This is a genomic window from Iningainema tapete BLCC-T55 (assembly GCF_014698965.1).
In the GTDB taxonomy this organism is placed as follows: Bacteria; Cyanobacteriota; Cyanobacteriia; order Cyanobacteriales; family Nostocaceae; genus Iningainema; species Iningainema tapete.
In genome coordinates this window covers 1-15,011 of record NZ_JACXAE010000119.1, presented here as the reverse complement: position 1 = coordinate 15,011, position 15,011 = coordinate 1, and the positions used below count along the sequence as shown (strand labels likewise).

The 15,011-nt window shown below is 41.3% G+C and carries 11 protein-coding genes; 6 read left to right on the top strand and 5 right to left on the bottom strand.

The genetic code is table 11. From position 1 onward, the window contains the following. Window positions 1-63: 63 nt before the first annotated feature. Together ICL16_RS39780 and ICL16_RS39775 are read right to left on the bottom strand one after the other, a co-directional pair. The gene (locus ICL16_RS39780) at window positions 64-876 is read right to left on the bottom strand and encodes a squalene/phytoene synthase family protein (RefSeq protein WP_190837237.1); all 813 of its coding nucleotides are present in this window, start codon (window positions 874-876) and stop codon (window positions 64-66) included. A gap of 292 nt (window positions 877-1,168) precedes the next feature. Continuing rightward, window positions 1,169-3,172: an amylo-alpha-1,6-glucosidase gene (locus tag ICL16_RS39775; protein WP_190837235.1), complete on the bottom strand. Its 2,004-nt coding sequence runs from the start codon at window positions 3,170-3,172 to the stop codon at window positions 1,169-1,171. Between the two features lie 414 nt (window positions 3,173-3,586). Between ICL16_RS39775 and ICL16_RS39770 the strand changes: the two genes are divergently transcribed. Continuing rightward, window positions 3,587-4,018 (top strand): hypothetical protein, encoded by a 432-nt coding sequence (locus ICL16_RS39770; protein ID WP_190837232.1) that lies wholly within the window; start codon window positions 3,587-3,589, stop codon window positions 4,016-4,018. Window positions 4,019-4,066: 48 nt separating this feature from the next. Here the strand turns inward: ICL16_RS39770 and ICL16_RS39765 are convergent, their stop codons facing one another. Then, window positions 4,067-5,575, bottom strand: coding sequence for a hydroxysqualene dehydroxylase (locus ICL16_RS39765; protein ID WP_190837345.1), 1,509 nt, complete (start codon window positions 5,573-5,575; stop codon window positions 4,067-4,069). Between the two features lie 77 nt (window positions 5,576-5,652). Between ICL16_RS39765 and ICL16_RS39760 the strand changes: the two genes are divergently transcribed. Then, a complete protein-coding gene (locus tag ICL16_RS39760; protein ID WP_190837230.1) occupies window positions 5,653-6,558 on the top strand; it encodes a class I SAM-dependent methyltransferase in 906 nt (301 codons plus the stop codon). Between the two features lie 149 nt (window positions 6,559-6,707). Next, window positions 6,708-11,435 (top strand): beta strand repeat-containing protein, encoded by a 4,728-nt coding sequence (locus ICL16_RS39755; protein ID WP_190837228.1) that lies wholly within the window; start codon window positions 6,708-6,710, stop codon window positions 11,433-11,435. Window positions 11,436-11,497: 62 nt separating this feature from the next. Here the strand turns inward: ICL16_RS39755 and ICL16_RS39750 are convergent, their stop codons facing one another. Together ICL16_RS39750 and ICL16_RS39745 are read right to left on the bottom strand one after the other, a co-directional pair. Then, entirely contained in the window at window positions 11,498-11,806 is a 309-nt protein-coding gene (locus ICL16_RS39750) for a hypothetical protein (RefSeq protein ID WP_190837226.1), read from the bottom strand. Then, window positions 11,803-12,315, bottom strand: a complete 513-nt coding sequence (locus ICL16_RS39745) for a DUF4365 domain-containing protein (protein ID WP_190837223.1) — start codon at window positions 12,313-12,315, stop codon at window positions 11,803-11,805. The genes ICL16_RS39750 and ICL16_RS39745 overlap by 4 nt, the downstream gene beginning before the upstream one ends. A 280-nt stretch (window positions 12,316-12,595) precedes the next feature. Here ICL16_RS39745 and ICL16_RS39740 point away from each other — a divergent pair, with 280 nt between their 5' ends. Genes ICL16_RS39740 through ICL16_RS39730 form a run of 3 tightly spaced genes read left to right on the top strand, consistent with a single transcriptional unit; the run spans window position 12,596 to window position 14,993 of the window. Then, complete coding sequence (locus tag ICL16_RS39740; RefSeq protein WP_190837221.1) at window positions 12,596-12,919, top strand: hypothetical protein; 324 nt, start codon at window positions 12,596-12,598, stop codon at window positions 12,917-12,919. Between the two features lie 25 nt (window positions 12,920-12,944). Further along, on the top strand, window positions 12,945-14,186 hold the full coding sequence (locus ICL16_RS39735; RefSeq protein WP_190837219.1) for an alpha-L-fucosidase: 1,242 nt from the start codon (window positions 12,945-12,947) through the stop codon (window positions 14,184-14,186). 30 nt (window positions 14,187-14,216) lie between these two features. Further along, on the top strand, window positions 14,217-14,993 hold the full coding sequence (locus ICL16_RS39730) for an AAA family ATPase (RefSeq protein WP_190837216.1): 777 nt from the start codon (window positions 14,217-14,219) through the stop codon (window positions 14,991-14,993). Window positions 14,994-15,011: the final 18 nt, after the last annotated feature.

The following is a 15,011-nucleotide window of genomic DNA, read 5'->3' as shown; positions in this document are numbered from 1 at the left end:
ATTCGTAATCGTTAATTCGTAATTGCTCTCTATAATTACGAATTACGAATTACGAATTATTAATTATTTTGTTACTTGCTCAATTAACGCCATCACATCACTGCGGCTAAGTTTTTCTTTGCCATCAGCAAGAGCATCAAGAGTGCCATAAGCCAGTGTAAACGGAATTTGGCAAAAATCTAATGCTGCACCGACGGGAAGGGAATTGATGTAGGCATCTGCTAGTGTAAGATTGCGACGAGCATACTTTTGCATATTTTCTGCACTCCAACCTTCTGGATAAAAATCCACTCCCCGTGACAAATCTTCAATATGGTTACGGAGAATGTTAACAGCTTGTAAACCTCGACCAAAACCAATTGCCAAGGTACGGTTTGTTTGTGTACCATCGTACCAAGCCCATAAATCAGAGAGCAACAAACCTACTGCTCCGGCAACTCCGAAAGTATAACGATCTAAATCTGTTTCATCACGAATCTTCCATTCATTTTCTGCCCAGTAAGCCATTCTATCTGCCATTGCCGCCGTAGCATCCCAAATTCGAGGTGCAATAGTCGCAGGCGCTAATAATGTCCATTCCCGAATCCGCATTGTTACTTCTGGGAGTAAATTCTCCTGTGTACTCAATGCCAGAGAAAAGACATCAACGCCAAAGCCATCACTCCCAGCTTGTAATGTTAAACTAATCGCTCGCAATAGCTTTGCTTTGGTAAGATTATCTAATTCTGGATTGTCTTCAATTTCATCAATGGCTCGAAAACATAGGTACGCTGATGTCACTGCTTCTTGCAAGCCATGAGGTAAACGTACAATTGGGATGTAAAAAGTCCGGCTAGTCTCCTTTAGGATTTCCAACGCTTCTCTACATAAATTCATTGATTGCACTCCTCGCATACACCAACCTTGCACCCCAGTCACTACAGATGACACTACACTAAGTGTGGATGATTAAGAACATTAAACAATTTTCAAGTCATCAAATCTACATGTCTTTCTTTTTAATCTCATTTTCATCTGGTAGCTGATAATTACATGACGTTGATAACCTGTAGCTGTTTCACAGGGGAGTAAAAATTATAGCAACTGGCGTTTAACAATGCTTAGTTGATCGTATACACTTTTTCCCGCGTCTGATCTTGACATTTGTATACATAGATTAGGTCAAAAGTCAAGTATTCAGATACCCGGCTTCTTGAAGAAGTCGGGTATCTATTGCTGCCCATGCTCGTAACACTTCTGCTACTGTCCAAGCTTGAGCAATACAGCCATTTGGCGTCATCGGCTCAAGAGCATCAAAAATTTCGCTTAAACTACCCACACCATGACCGTAAAGATGATTTGCCATTGGCTCTAAAAATTCTCTAGCTTGAGAGGGGTTGTTATAAACGCGCAAATGTGCGTGAACGAATGCACCGAGTAACCAACCCCAAACAGTTCCTTGATGATAGGCTCCGTCACGTTGATAGCGATCGCCATCATAAATTCCTTGGTATTGAGGATGCTCTGGGCTAAGCGATCGCAACCCATAAGAAGTCAGCAAAACTCTTCCACAAGCTTCTACTACTCCACGCTGTTGTTCTGGTGTGAGTGGGCTTTCACTTAAGGATACCGCAAATATTTGGTTGGGACGCAAGGATATATCATCTCCGTCAGGAGTATCTAAGACATCATAGCAGTAATTGGTCGAATTGTTCCAGAAGCGAGAAAATTGTGTTTGAACAAGGTTGGCAAGATCTTTATACTCTTGATATGGCTGACCAATTTGTTGAGCAAACAAGACCATTGTCAAGAGCGCGTTATACCATAAAGCGTTAATTTCTACAGGTTTACCAATGCGGGGCGTAACAACCCAATCATCAACCTTCGCATCCATCCAAGTCAGTTGTACTCCAGCAACACCAGCATAAAGTAAACCATCTGTATCAAGGTGGATGTTGTAGCGTGTGCCTTGACGATGCCAGTGAATAATATCTGCTAGAGTTGGAAAAAGTTCTCTCACCAAATCAACATCTTTTGTCACACTGTAGTAACTGCGGATCGCTTCAAAATACCAAAGTGTCGCATCAACTGTGTTATAATCTGGTGTCTGTCCTGCATCAGGAAAGCGATTGGGAAGCATTCCTCGATCTACATATTTGGCAAAAGTACGCAAAATTGAGCGGGCAATTTCTAAGCGTCCAGTTGTTACCGTCAAACCTGGTAGACTAATCATAGTGTCTCTTCCCCAATCACTAAACCAGTGATATCCAGCAATGATAGTTTTGCCATCTGGTTCGTCGGGTAAGGGACGATCTACAATAAATTGGTCAGCAGCTAAAACTAGTTGATTTACCCAAGCAGGAGATTCCACTTGGGGTAATTGCTTGCTCCAAAGTTCAATTAAATTTTTTTCTTGCTGATGGCGTTGTTGGAGAGATGTTGTACCATCAAGATCTAGTTGCTGTTCGGTACTGGCAACAAAAGTCAGAGTTTCCCCAGGATGAAGCGTCACCTCAAAGGTAGCTGCATGAAGATGATCTTCTCGATCGCTCAATCCTCGACGACGTTCTACTGCTAGGTAAAATCCATAGTACCAGTTATTCACAATTGTAGCAGTGGCGCGGCTCAATAGGTAAAGTGGTACTGCACCAGAAAAAGCCGTGACACAAACTCCCCCTGGCACTGGCTCTACACTCATTCGCCAACCGTCATTCCGGGTATTGCTGTGATAATCGCGATAGTTAACCAATGCTTTGAGCGTTAACTGTAGCGGTTGGCTACCACGACGCAAGGTATATTGGACGTAGGTAGTGTTAGCGCCCTGTTGCATCCAGACTCGTTTTTCAAGTATTGCATCACACAAAGCAAAGCGCCATACTGGAATAGTACCTTCTAAAGAAAAACGTTCAATATATTGATAGCCGTGGGGACTTATGGTGTTATCCGCCCAACGATTACAGTAGAGTGGATAGGAATGGCGATCGTAAGACGCAGTTTCGTCAAACTTAGTAAGTAGTAAAGTTCTACCTAATGGTGGTTTCAAAGCTGCCACCAATAAACCGTGATAACGCCGAGTTAGCAATCCTGCTACAGTACCAGAAGCATAACCGCCAATACCGTTAGTGACTAACCACTCCCGTGATTCTGCAATGTCGAGGTAGCCGCAAATTTCTCGTCCAAATTCGATACTCATGCAACAAATTTTTTTAATTAATCACTGTCAGTTTCTCATAAAATCTACCGATAGAATAGATGTGCAAAACAAATCGAATGCTTGTAGATATTATGGTTTTAGTGTGTTATGAATACCATTGGACACCCAACACTGCCCATGTTTTTTTATATTAAGCTACTAGGTTTGTAACACTTTGAAAATAACTCTAAAAATAGAAGTATTTTTTTGACTATATCGATATAGTATGTTGGTAGAATAAGTAAGCAGCGACAGGGAAGCAGTTTATTCAATCAAATATTCCGCTTCTCGGCTATAACACGCCTTTATGGTGGTAAGACAGATTCCGTTAATCTCCAAAATCTACTCTTAATTGTTCTGTGAAAAACGGAGCAATTATCTTGCAGTGGGCATTTACAGGTATAGGAGTTAGAGATGCGTCATATTTATGAGAATTCAGTTTCCTATAATGGATATCTCATCATTCCCTTTGTTTTTGGCAAGGCAAGTGGTTACGAAATTTATTCGTACAAATTATTATCAGTAATTGGAAGTAAAAGCCAATTCCACAAAGCAGAAAACCCGGCGGGCATTTACGGTAGTAGCATTGAAAACGTAATTGCGATCGCCAAAGAACACATTGACAAAAATGCGGAATTTACTACGAACGGTGACTATTTTAAATGTCGCTATATCTACAATAACAATTTAGTGATTGTCTTTCAAGATGGTGGTAAATATTTTTATGACCATTATCCCCCTGACTCATTAAACAACATTGCCGCACCAAAATTATTCAAATCAGAGTTCGAGTGTTTAAATTGGATTAAACAAGGGCTGGATGGATTGCATGTGCGGCGAAGGTAAACTCAAATGAGAAACCCGGTTTCTTTAAGAAACCGGGTTTCTTGATGGTTACGGTAGCCAAAAATCAGGTAATACAGAGTTGCCAATTTGACGTACAATTCTATTGACAGTCCGAGCTACTTGAATATGGGCTTCGTCTGGTTCCACAGGTAAAATTTGTGCTGGTGTACCGTTGCCCAAATAGTAAATTACTAAATTTGCTGCTTCTAAACCAGTAACGTATGCCTTTTCCTGAGACCATGAACCATGAGCGGTGATAATCCAATCACCACTCATAAATACATTGTGCAAACTTGTAATTGCTGGTAACATATAACGATAGCTACCAGGGGCAAAGTGAGTTACTGCATTTGGTAGACGGATGACACTGCTATCAACTACCTTTGCGTCTCGGAATCCTGGTACACAGCTTGTTAAATAGTGTTGGACTATTGGTATAATCTCTTTATCTTCTAAATTAAGAAACTGATTGGCGTGATAAAAATCAGCTTCTATGACTGTTCCTGGCTCGTTGCGATATTCGTCATGCAGCGTATTTAAATCAAAAAACGTCCATCCGGTGGTGGCATCAAAACCAAAGCAAGCATTGGAAGGACGAGGTATATCAATTTTGCGATCAAACCACAGTCTTGAGGCTAAAACGTCAATTGCTCCTAAATTATTTATATTTCTAAACTCTGGGCGGCTTTGCAAACTGGGGCTACTGGAGACAATCTTTTTCATCCCCGTGATTCCCACGGCAAAGATTACTGCATCCGCATCAAATACCTCTTCACCACAGACAACTCCTGTTGCCCGATTGTTACTACCAACAATTAAATCAGTAACTCTACGGTTTGCTAACACTCTTGCCCCGGCTTTTTCCATTTGTTGTACCCAAGGGCGAAAGATTTTTTCCCCGACTGTGCCACGACACCAAACTACATCAAAGTCTGGTTGATGCGCCAAAATGAAAAAGTACAGCATTCCTAAGGTAGCAGCTGCCGAACACTGTTCACCAGGGGCAAACAAGCCTACCAATAACATTGCTTCAAAAGATTCGCGGTAAAGTCTGGCAGAAACACCAAAATCTTTGAATAATTCTCTGGCTGTGACGAAATCATAACGTTGCCAAGCTTGATGGGAATTATCAAAATCAATTACCGCATAAAGTAAAGGCAGGGCGCTGAGGCGATCGCTCAAGGGTAAACGTTTAAACTGAGTGTAGAGAAAAGTGCCTAGAGGTGTGGGCAGTCGTGGTAAATCTTGAAAAATTGGCGATTCAACTTCCAAACCTGCGGGTGAATATTGACATGAACGAGTCCAACTTGTAAAGGGGCTAATTCCTAATTCATTAATTAGGGAAAAAATATTTCGATAAGGATACCAAAAGCCGTGAATACCTGCTTCTATTGAGCGCCCTGCCGTTGTCTTCCACCCCGCTACCAATCCACCAGGATATGAACCCGCTTCCAGCAGCGTCACATCATAACCTTGTTTAGCTAAATGATAGGTTGCTGCTAAACCTGCCCAACCTGCACCAACAACAACCACTTTGCCTTGTGACGCTTCTAACATACACAAATAAAACTTGCAGTTAGTATTATCTTCAGAGTATAACATAAAACATGTTAATTACTCACTTGGATAAGTTAATGACTCAATCAGTAAATTCACCTATTACTTTACGCGAATTTCAAATTAGAGATGGTATTTATTTTCCCAAATCATACGAGGAATTAACTAGTACCAAACATAAACAAAAATGGGATAAAATAGGCAAAACATACTACGGTTCTCAAAAGATTGAAAAGGCTGGGGAAACAGCGCCAATTAAACAAGATTATACACTACTGACGGGAAGACCTGGTGGAACTTGGAATCTATTTCCTCAGAATAAATCAGTTGATTCTATTCTGGAACTTGGCTGTGGTTACGGTAGAATTCCTTTGTATCTTTCTAAAGAGAAAAATCTGCAATGCAATAAATACTACGGGCTGGATATTTCTGAACCTTTATTGCGACGTTTACTTAAGTGTAAGCAAGAATATGATTTCTTTCCGAAAGCTGAATTTAATATTATCTGTGACTCGGCAGAAATATTGCCGCTAGAAGATAATTCTGTAGATTTGGTAATTTCTAACTGTGTGTTTATGCATATTCCCGACGCACAAATCAGAAATCTGTTTGTGGAAATAGCGCGGATAATGAAACCGGACGGTATTTTTGTTTTCAATCATTCTTTCCATAACAAATCTTGTCCTTCTCATAAAATCCACAATTTTATTAGAAAGCTCAATATATTTGCTCGGAATCCAGTTTATCTCAAGCAATATTCAGCAGCAGAAATCAAAGAGATGTTGACGGCTTCTGGAATTACAGCAAAGAGTCCACAATATATTGTGGAACCAACACAAGAATATGCAATTTTACCGGAGAAAATTAAAGGCATTGTTGTACCTTTTGCGAAAACAATTAACAGAAGTATTAAGCCATCATCACCTGCGATGAGAGAAACCTTGGCTTACGGCTTTAGCGCCTACAGCAGCAATCTGAATTAACCCTAAGATCCCCGACTTCTTTAAGAAGTCGGGGATCTTACAGGCAAACTATTAATTTTTATTAAAAAATGCATACCTCATAGTTCAAAAGCTGAGAAGTTAATTAATAGATAGTTTTTCAGTAACTGTGGCTACGCTAGGGGAATGCAATGTCCGGCGATGTTCGTATTAAAGGTTGGTTATTCGAGCTAGGGATTGTGGGGGGTGCGATCGCATTCTCTGTGAATTGCGCACTAGCCCAAAGTAACATTGTTCCTGACAATACACTAGGTGCCGAGAACTCGACTGTCACCCCTAACTTTAATGGGGAACCAATCGAGGTAATTAATGGTGGAACACAGCGGGGTCAAAATCTCTTTCACAGTTTTCGAGAATTCAATGTTAGTGCTGGACGCGGTGCTTATTTTTTTAGTCCTAGCGCCAATATACAAAATATATTAGCACGAGTTACGGGTGGCGATCGCTCTGAGATTTTGGGGACTTTGGGCACGTTTGGTAACTCCAATCCCAACTTATTTTTAATTAATCCCAACGGAATCATTTTTGGACGCAATGCCAGTTTAGATGTCGGAGGTTCGTTTGTTGCAACGACTGCTAATGCGATTGGGTTTGGTAATCAAGGTTTTTTCAATGCAACGAATCCGAATACTCCTGAACTGTTGACAGTAAATCCTTCTGCTTTTTTATTCAATCAAATTGCAGCAGCATCGATTCAAAATAACTCAGTAGCACCAGCAGGATTAGATCCGACAGAAAGAGTGAGTGCATCTGGGTTACGTGTTAGAGATGGTCGGAGTTTGGTGTTAGTAGGTGGTAACATCAGCATGGATGGCGGAAGGTTAAATGCCTTTGGTGGGAGAGTTGAGTTAGGAGGTGTTTCCGGAGCGGGAACAGTAGAGTTGGGGAATAATCTGAATCTAAATTTCTCTGATGGGGTAGAGCGATCGGATGTATCACTAATTAACGGAGCCGGCATCAATGTGATTGCTGGTAATGGGGGAAGTATTGCGGTTAATGCTCGTAATATTGATATTTTAGGAGAAAGTCGGCTTTTAGGTGGCATAGGATCGGGGTTAGGTTCATCTGACAGCCAAGCTGGAAATATTACGCTCAATGCAACAAGCACAATTAGGGCTGGGCAAGGTGGTAGGATTCAAAGCATTGTGGAAGCCAATGGTGCAGGTAATGCTGGAAACCTGGATATTACTACAGATTCGCTGATATTTACTGATGGTACTCAATTAGTAGCTAATGTTTTTGGACAAGGAAATGCTGGCAATGTCACAATTAGAGCTAGAGACATCTCCCTTGATGGAATAGACCGTAACGGTTTTTTGAGTGGAGTATTCACTGCTTTGGAACAGGGAGCAGTAGGCAGAGCAGGCAACATCAGTATTACAACTGAGTCGCTTTCTGCAAATAATGGAGCGTTAATTTTTGCTTCCACCTTGGGACAAGGGAATGCAGGTAATATTACTATTGATGCTAAAACGATTTTTTTGAATGGTAGTAGCAATGGCATCTCTAGTGGTGTTGACAGCACTGTATATGGTAACGCCGTCGGTCAAGCTGGTAATATCAGCATTACAACTGGGTCGCTCTCAATTACTAATGGTGCGAGATTAAATACCAGTACCTTTGGAATCGGAAATGTCGGCAATATCAAGATCAATGCCCGCAACGCGATCTCTCTAGCGGGAGTTGGTAGTAATGGCTCCCTTAGTGGCATATTTAATAATGTGTCACTAGGGGCTGTAGGTCAAGCTGGTAACATTAGTTTGACAAGCGAGTCACTTTCTGCATCCAATGGAGCGCAAATATCTGCTTCCACTTTTGGACAAGGAAATGCAGGTAATGTCACTATTGATGCTAACACTATTTCCTTGAATGGTGTCAGTAGCAATGGATTTTCTAGTGGTGTTTATAGCAGCGTGGGAAGTGATGCGATTGGGAATGCAGGTAATATCAGCATTACCACAGGTTTGCTTTCTCTCACTGATGGTGCACCGATATATGCCAACACTCTCGGGCGAGGAAATGCAGGTAATATTAATGTTAAAGCTGACACTATCTCTTTAGATGGAATAGGTAGGAATGGATTTCCCAGTGGTGTATTCAGTTCTGTGGAACAGGGTGCGTCAGGAAAAGGCGGCAATATCAACATTACAACTGGGGCGCTGGCTTTAAAAAATGGCGCTCGTTTGAATACCAGTACTTTTGGGCAAGGAGATACAGGTAGTATTACAGTTAAAGCCACACATACCATCTCTTTCGATGGGGTAGGCAGTAATGGCTCCCTCAGCGGCATATTTAATAATGTGTCACCAGGGGCTGTAGGCGAGGGCGGTAACATTAGTTTGACAAGCGAGACACTTTCTGCATCAAACGGAGCGCAAATCATTGCTTCCACTTTTGGACAAGGAAATGCAGGTAATATCACTATTGATGCTCGTGACAGTATATCCCTGCGTGGGGTAAGTAGCAATGGATTGTTCCCCAGTGGTGTATTTAGTAGTGTTGAAGACCGTCAAGCTGTGGGCAAAGGAGGCAACATTAGTATTACCACTGGATCGCTTTCTGTTACCGATGGCGCTACACTATCTGCCAGCACTATTGGGCGAGGCGATACGGGTAATATAAATATTTTAGCGAGGGACAACATCCTACTTAATGGAGTAGGAGGCAATGAATTTCGCAGTGGAGTGTTCAATGATGTTCGATCTGGGGGTAGAGGTAATGCAGGTAACATTAGTTTGACAACCAAGTCACTTTCTGCAACCAATGGCGCAAGATTGTCCTCTATTACCGATGGACTAGGGAATGCTGGAAATGTGACAATTGATAGCAGTGACATTGCCTTTTTTGATGGCAATGATACAGGTGTCTTTAGCAATGTGAGAAATAGGGGTAACGGTGGGAATATTACCATCACTACCGGAACGCTATCTGTCAAAAATGAGGCACAACTCAGTGCAAGTACTTTCTTTATAGGGAATGCAGGTAATATCAACATTGATGCTCGTAATAGAGTCTCTATTGATGGAATTAATACAGGTGTTTTCAGCCAAGTAGGAGCAAGAGCAGAGGGTAGAGGTGGAAACGTCACTATTACCACTGGAACGCTGTCTGTTAGTGATAGAGCACAATTAAGTGCTACCACAGTTGGTCGAGGGAATGCAGGTGATGTGGCAATTAATGCTCATGGTGTATACTTAGATGGGGCAAACAGCGTTGTTGCAAGCGCAGTAGAACGCTTAGGGGATCGGATTGGGGAGGGTAAGGGTGGAAATGTAACTGTTACTACTGGTTCGTTGTCTGTAACTAATGGCGCTCGATTAATCGCTAGTACTAATGCTAAAGGAGATGCAGGTAATGTAACGATTAATGCTGACAATCTGGTTTCCTTTGATGGGGTTGGAAGTGATGGGCGCAGTAGTCAAGCTATCACCGGTGTACTTTCTGGAGGAGAGGGCAACGCTGGGGACATTACTATAAATAGTGGCTCTCTATTTATCACTAACGGAGCTCGATTAGTTACCATCGCTCAAGAAAACGGTTCGGCAGGTAGTGTAACGGTTAACGCTCGCGATCGTGTTTCTTTGAGTGGAATAAGTCGTAACGATCGCTCGAGTAGTATAAGTAGCAATTTGGCATCTGGTGTGGTGGGCAAAGCTGGAGACATTACTATTACTACCGGATCGTTTTCGGCAACAGATGGGGCTTTCCTAAATGTTAGTACCAATGGTAAAGGAAATGCAGGCAGTGTGACCATTAATGCTGGCAATACCGTTGCCTTTAACGGACAGGCGTATGCGGAAAGTATTGTAGGAGAAGGAGCAGAGGGCAACGCTGGTGGCATTACCATCTCCACTGGCTCATTGTCTATTACAAATAGAGCTATTCTAACTACCACTACTGCTGGACAAGGGAATGCGGGCAGTGTGAGAATTGATGCAAGCGATCGCATCTTGTTATCTGGAAATGAAACAGGTATTTTCAGTAGAGTCAGACCTGAAGCTGTAGGTACAGCCGGAAACATTACAATCGCTACTGGATCACTTTTTGTTACGGATGAGGCTCAACTAAGTACAAGCAACATTGGGCAGGGGCAGGCAGGTGACATAGCAGTTACAGCTGGTTCTGTTCGTCTTGATAACAAGGGTACTATTCAAGCTACGACTCTTTCAGGCAATGGCGGAAATCTCAACCTGAATGTGCAGGACTTATTACTATTGCGTCGTGGCAGTCAAATTTCTACTACTGCTGGCACTGCACAGGCTGGCGGTGATGGCGGTAAAATTACGATCAACTCCCCCTTCATCGTCGCTGTGCCAAAGGAAGATAGCAATATCAGCGCTAATGCTTTTGATGGTAATGGTGGCAATGTTAACATTACAGCCTCTGGTATCTATGGTATTCAATCTCGTCCACGCCCAACTTCGCTCTCAGACATCACTGCTAGTTCAGAACGTGGAGTAGCTGGCACTGTAGAACTCAACACACCTGAAGTCGATCCCAATCGGGGATTGATACAACTACCCACAAATTTGGTTGATGCTACACAGCAAATTTCCACTGCCTGCACCCCTGGTAGTAGACAAAGAAAGGGTTCATTTACTGCTACAGGGCGGGGCGGAATAGCACCTAGTCCCTCTGAGCCTTTGATGAGTGATGCGGTGCTGACTCCTTGGGTAACACTGTTTGATGAAACAAGGGGAGAAATAAAACAAAATGCCGTAAATGTCAATCCCTCTAATCAAATTGTGGAAGCACAAGGTTGGGTAAGAGATGCCAATGGTGATGTGGTTCTAGTTGCTAGTGTACCTAGTGTGATACCTCAAAATCCCTGGTTTACGCCTGCATCTTGTTCTGATTGATGAAAAACAAACCTCATTTGCTGGCGGTCGCTATTAGTATAGCTGTTTGTGTCTATTAGCCACTAAGTACCTGCTGTTGTTGCATGTGTTTGAGTAATTAAATCTATGATTGCTTGCGGTGATTTATCTTCAATTACTGCTAACAAGTTTACAGCTTTTGTTAATAAGCGATCGCTGTCTTCAAAAGTGTTGTGACTGGGTAATACAAGTTGGATGGGATTTCCTTCATCGTCAGCAGCACCTTGAAATACCAATAAACGTGGGTTGGGATGTCTTACTGCTTGCCAACCATTTTGATGGAGATAAGATACGATATCAGCAATTTTAAGAGAATGGGTTTGCAATTCCTCTGGGACAATCTGTTCTGTCATGACCACTCTCCTGTTTTTACCTTCTCTATTAAATTTAGCAATGATTCTGGGGTTAAGCGTTGTGCCCTTGGAATCCGGATTCTCACACTTTGTCTATTATCGGTTGGTTTACCACTCAGGTATTCCCAGTAACAACTGCCACGAAGCCGCATTTCATCTTCATTATATATTAACCATTGGGATGAGTCTGAAGGTAAGGCAAATAATATGAGGATACAAGGTACAGCCATCCTGAAATTGCCTCGAAGCACTAAATCGTTATAAGTTTTGGCTTCCAAGTCGTAAATAACTATGTTGTCGTCTCGCTGCCATTGGGTTGAAGCTTTTAATTGAAAGCTAAGGGAAAAGCCAGACTCAACACGCCGATTGTTGCGGATAGTAATTTCATCAAAGTTGCCATCTACTCCATAATCATACTCGCGGATGGAAAGATTTAAGCCAGCAATACCAGCAATCGCTCGGATATAAGATCGACTTAATGATTCAAGAATATGGGGTTCAGTCAACACAAAATTACATTCTGCTTGAGGTAATTTTGAATGATACCTCAATTGGGTACTATGAAGTTAGCTTGAAATGGAGCATTCAGCAATTCTAAACTTGGCTTTTGGGTAAGAGATGCCAATGGTGATGTGGTTCTAGTTGCTACTGCAACCAATGTGACACCTCATTTGCTGGCGAGCGCTCTTGGCGCGGCTGTTGAGCACTTTAAGCACTAGGCGTCAGATGTTTCGCTTTACCCCTAGAATTGCCTCTAGGGGCTATTCCCTAAATTCAGGATAGAACATTATGTCAAAATTAGGCACAATTGTTTACCCAGTTTATTATCGACTAGTTGTTCGTCGTGACAACACTTGGTACTTCACAAAAGGTGAGCCGTTTATCAATTGGTTTAACGCACCTTGGCTTCAGGGCGAGGATTTATTTGCTACTTTTGGCATATCTATGAAACAAGCTGCTAATGAGCTAAGACAAATTAACGGCGGTAAACAGGGTTTTTACATAGCAAACATCTTGGATAAAAAATATTACTACTGTGGTACTGAGTGGGAAGATGTCAAGGCTAAGTTAAAGGAACTAGGAATTGGTAGACTCGATCCGATGGAAGCATGAATATAAATGTTAGGAATATCTAGTTATGAAAACCTGGATTGAACAAGCCCGTTTTGGAATGTTTATTCATTGGGGACATAGTTCTCAACAAGGCTGCGAATTATCTTGGCCCTTAGTAGGAGGTGTTTTCAGCCTACCTTTTTGTGGCAATATTCCTGTTGAAGAATATCACAGCACAGCAAAAACATTCAACCCACAACAATATCATCCCCAAGAATGGGCTAATTTAGCTAAACGGTTAGGAATGCAATACGCCATTCTGACAACCAAGCACCATGATGGTTTTGCGATGTTTCACACAAAGCAATTAGACTTTTCTATTCAGAATGCGCCCTATAAAAAAGATATTGTCCGGGAATTTGTAGAAGCAATGCGACTAGAAGGAATTCGCATCGGCTTGTATTTTTCCTTAATTGACTGGCATCATCCTGATTATCCGGCTTTTACTGAAGCTGATAAACCTTATCAAACTTTTCAACACCGTCAGCCCACTCCTGAACAATGGCAGCGTTATATAAACTTTATGTTCGCCCAAGTGCGCGAATTACTCACAAATTACGGTAATATTGATGTAATTTGGTTTGATGGTAGTTGGGAGCGATCGCCTGAACAATGGCAAGCTGAAAAATTATACAACATAATTCGCTCTTTGCAGCCAGAAATATTAATTAGCGATCGCCTACCAGGATTTGGTGACTTCACCACCCCAGAACAGTTTATACCTCCCCAACCTCCAGATCAAGCTTGGGAAACTTGCATGACCATCAACGAAAGTTGGGGTTATAATACTGCCGATACTAATTTTAAATCACCACGACAATTAATTCACACCCTTTGCGAAGTAGCAGGTAAAGGCGGCAATTTGTTGTTAAACATCAGCCCTATGGGTGATGGACAAATTCAACCAGAATTACTAGAAAGATTAGCAGTAGTAGAAACCTGGATGCGATCGAACAAACAGAGCATCATAGGTACGCAACCAGGATTAGAGCCTTGGCAATTTTACGGTCCATCAACCCGTAAAGACAACCAAATCTATTTACATCTTCTCTGGAAGCCGTATGAAACAATTTCTGTACGGGGAATACCCATCAAAAAAGTGCAATCAGTAAGCGTTTTGGCTAGCGGAACCCCACTCCAATACACAACTCGCTGTAGCATCATCGAATCTTTCAATCCTAACCCAATAGGAGAAATAACAATTACTGTACCAGAATCTGTAATTGACCCATACGCAACTGTAATTACTATTGATATTGAATGGTAGTCTACAGATATGTTGATAAAAATTAACAAAATGTGGAATCGTCGCAAAAAAAGACGAAACGTATCAAAAGAAGTATCTGAGTTGTTATCGCCAGCCAGTATTGAAAAATCTAAAAATATACCTCAACAACTGAGAAATTTACTGTTAGAAAAACTTAAACAAGAACAAAATAATGACAAAGAACTTAACTCAGTTATTGAAGGAATAAGTGATGGAATAGAAAATTTAATAGACAATTATCTAGAATTAGTTGCATATAAAGCACAAGTGCAAAGGACAAGAAGAACATTTCAACGTACAATGTCTTTCTTTCTTTTAGCTTTATCAGGAGTAATTATTTTCTTTGTTAGTTCATTGCTTATTAACGACTTATCAGGAATTATAGTATTCACTTTAGTTGTGGGCGCATTAGTAGGAATTTTCCCAATTTCATATATTGCCTATAGTTTTTATAAATCTGAAGTTCAAAAAGAACGTCTTGCTAATGACTTAAGATTACTAGGTTTGGTTTCCGAGCAAAATATTGATGAGATAAATGAACTTTATAGTACGGTATACAATCCGTTTCAATTTGGAGTCTATATTGTTTTATTTGTAACGCTATCATCGCTGATATTTGCTTCATACTATATTGTCACTACAGAGCCGAACAGATTCAACTTTATAGAAGCCAATACAGTAAAAATAATTTTCTATGCATTTCTTGGCTCCTATTTCTTCGGCATTCAGTTACTAGTGAGAAGATACAATGTAACTTTTCACTCCCCCCCCATTAGCAAGATGACTTGTGAGTTAGTAAAAGAATAAAAATGATTCGAGTGTGAG

Coding starts and splice junctions, on each gene's coding strand:
- ICL16_RS39760 (WP_190837230.1), top strand. CDS start 5,653: ATGACTCAATCAGTAAATTCACCTATTACTTTACGCGAATTTCAAATT.
- ICL16_RS39750 (WP_190837226.1), bottom strand. CDS start 11,806: ATGACAGAACAGATTGTCCCAGAGGAATTGCAAACCCATTCTCTTAAA.
- ICL16_RS39775 (WP_190837235.1), bottom strand. CDS start 3,172: ATGAGTATCGAATTTGGACGAGAAATTTGCGGCTACCTCGACATTGCA.
- ICL16_RS39735 (WP_190837219.1), top strand. CDS start 12,945: ATGAAAACCTGGATTGAACAAGCCCGTTTTGGAATGTTTATTCATTGG.
- ICL16_RS39755 (WP_190837228.1), top strand. CDS start 6,708: ATGTCCGGCGATGTTCGTATTAAAGGTTGGTTATTCGAGCTAGGGATT.
- ICL16_RS39765 (WP_190837345.1), bottom strand. CDS start 5,575: ATGTTAGAAGCGTCACAAGGCAAAGTGGTTGTTGTTGGTGCAGGTTGG.
- ICL16_RS39740 (WP_190837221.1), top strand. CDS start 12,596: ATGTCAAAATTAGGCACAATTGTTTACCCAGTTTATTATCGACTAGTT.
- ICL16_RS39730 (WP_190837216.1), top strand. CDS start 14,217: ATGTGGAATCGTCGCAAAAAAAGACGAAACGTATCAAAAGAAGTATCT.
- ICL16_RS39770 (WP_190837232.1), top strand. CDS start 3,587: ATGCGTCATATTTATGAGAATTCAGTTTCCTATAATGGATATCTCATC.
- ICL16_RS39780 (WP_190837237.1), bottom strand. CDS start 876: ATGAATTTATGTAGAGAAGCGTTGGAAATCCTAAAGGAGACTAGCCGG.